The organism is Pseudomonas sp. BP8, assembly GCF_017875955.1.
Classification (GTDB): domain Bacteria; phylum Pseudomonadota; class Gammaproteobacteria; order Pseudomonadales; family Pseudomonadaceae; genus Aquipseudomonas.
On the sequence record NZ_JAGINK010000001.1, the window covers coordinates 1 to 2,500 of the forward strand.

A 2,500-nucleotide genomic window follows, 5' to 3' on the forward strand; every position below is an offset into this window, starting at 1 on the left:
AAAACCCCTACCTGCTCGCGCAGATAGGGGTTTTGCGAAATGAATCTTGACGATGACCTACTCTCACATGGGGAAACCCCACACTACCATCGGCGATGCATCGTTTCACTACTGAGTTCGGGATGGGATCAGGTGGTTCCAATGCTCTATGGTCGTCAAGAAATTCTGTAGCCAGAATGTCCAGATGGACAGCCCAGCGAATTCGGATATGTGATTTGTGATGGTGCGAATTTTCAGCTGTTTCGTCTTCACCACCGCAATTCGCGCTAGCAAATTGCTTGGGTGTTATATGGTCAAGCCTCACGGGCAATTAGTATTGGTTAGCTCAACGCCTCACAGCGCTTACACACCCAACCTATCAACGTCGTAGTCTTCGACGGCCCTTTAGGGGATTCTAGATCCCAGTGAGATCTCATCTTGAGGCAAGTTTCCCGCTTAGATGCTTTCAGCGGTTATCTCTTCCGAACATAGCTACCCGGCAATGCCACTGGCGTGACAACCGGAACACCAGAGGTTCGTCCACTCCGGTCCTCTCGTACTAGGAGCAGCCCCTCTCAAATCTCAAACGTCCACGGCAGATAGGGACCGAACTGTCTCACGACGTTCTAAACCCAGCTCGCGTACCACTTTAAATGGCGAACAGCCATACCCTTGGGACCGGCTTCAGCCCCAGGATGTGATGAGCCGACATCGAGGTGCCAAACACCGCCGTCGATATGAACTCTTGGGCGGTATCAGCCTGTTATCCCCGGAGTACCTTTTATCCGTTGAGCGATGGCCCTTCCATACAGAACCACCGGATCACTAAGACCTACTTTCGTACCTGCTCGACGTGTGGGTCTCGCAGTCAAGCGCGCTTTTGCCTTTATACTCTACGACCGATTTCCGACCGGTCTGAGCGCACCTTCGTACTCCTCCGTTACTCTTTGGGAGGAGACCGCCCCAGTCAAACTACCCACCATACACTGTCCTCGATCCGGATAACGGACCTGAGTTAGAACCTCAAAGTTGCCAGGGTGGTATTTCAAGGATGGCTCCATGAGAACTGGCGTCCCCACTTCAAAGCCTCCCACCTATCCTACACAAGCAAATTCAAAGTCCAGTGCAAAGCTATAGTAAAGGTTCACGGGGTCTTTCCGTCTAGCCGCGGATACACTGCATCTTCACAGCGATTTCAATTTCACTGAGTCTCGGGTGGAGACAGCGCCGCCATCGTTACGCCATTCGTGCAGGTCGGAACTTACCCGACAAGGAATTTCGCTACCTTAGGACCGTTATAGTTACGGCCGCCGTTTACCGGGGCTTCGATCAAGAGCTTCGCTTGCGCTAACCCCATCAATTAACCTTCCGGCACCGGGCAGGCGTCACACCCTATACGTCCACTTTCGTGTTTGCAGAGTGCTGTGTTTTTAATAAACAGTCGCAGCGGCCTGGTATCTTCGACCGGCAAAAGCTTACGGGGTAAACCCTTCACCTTCGCCGGCGCACCTTCTCCCGAAGTTACGGTGCCATTTTGCCTAGTTCCTTCACCCGAGTTCTCTCAAGCGCCTTGGTATTCTCTACCTAACCACCTGTGTCGGTTTGGGGTACGGTTCCCGATTGTCTGAAGCTTAGGAGCTTTTCTTGGAAGCATGGCATCAACCACTTCGTCGCCTAAAGGCAACTCGTCATCAGCTCTCGGCCTTGAGATCCCGGATTTGCCTAAGATCTCAGCCTACCACCTTAAACTTGGACTACCAACGCCAAGCTGGCCTAGCCTTCTCCGTCCCTCCATCGCAACAATCGGAAGTACAGGAATATTAACCTGTTTTCCATCGACTACGCTTTTCAGCCTCGCCTTAGGGACCGACTAACCCTGCGTCGATTAACGTTGCGCAGGAAACCTTGGTCTTTCGGCGTGGGAGTTTTTCACTCCCATTGTCGTTACTCATGTCAGCATTCGCACTTCTGATACCTCCAGCAAGCTTCTCAACTCACCTTCACAGGCTTACAGAACGCTCCTCTACCGCATCACCAGAAGGTGATACCCGTAGCTTCGGTGCATGGTTTGAGCCCCGTTACATCTTCCGCGCAGGCCGACTCGACTAGTGAGCTATTACGCTTTCTTTAAAGGGTGGCTGCTTCTAAGCCAACCTCCTAGCTGTCTAAGCCTTCCCACATCGTTTCCCACTTAACCATGACTTTGGGACCTTAGCTGACGGTCTGGGTTGTTTCCCTTTTCACGACGGACGTTAGCACCCGCCGTGTGTCTCCCATGCTCGGCACTTGTAGGTATTCGGAGTTTGCATCGGTTTGGTAAGTCGGGATGACCCCCTAGCCGAAACAGTGCTCTACCCCCTACAGTGATACATGAGGCGCTACCTAAATAGCTTTCGAGGAGAACCAGCTATCTCCGAGCTTGATTAGCCTTTCACTCCGATCCACAGGTCATCCGCTAACTTTTCAACGGTAGTCGGTTCGGTCCTCCAGTCAGTGTTACCTAACCTTCAACCTGCCCATG

Annotated in this window: 2 rRNA genes (1 of these 2 cut by a window edge); both read right to left on the reverse strand. The window is 52.4% G+C overall.

Going from position 1 to position 2,500, the window contains the following annotated elements:
- Positions 1–44: 44 nt before the first annotated feature.
- Positions 45–160: ribosomal RNA gene (gene rrf, locus J3B00_RS00005) — 5S ribosomal RNA — on the reverse strand.
- A gap of 129 nt (positions 161–289) precedes the next feature.
- Positions 290–2,500: ribosomal RNA gene (locus J3B00_RS00010) — 23S ribosomal RNA — on the reverse strand (it continues 681 nt past the right edge of the window).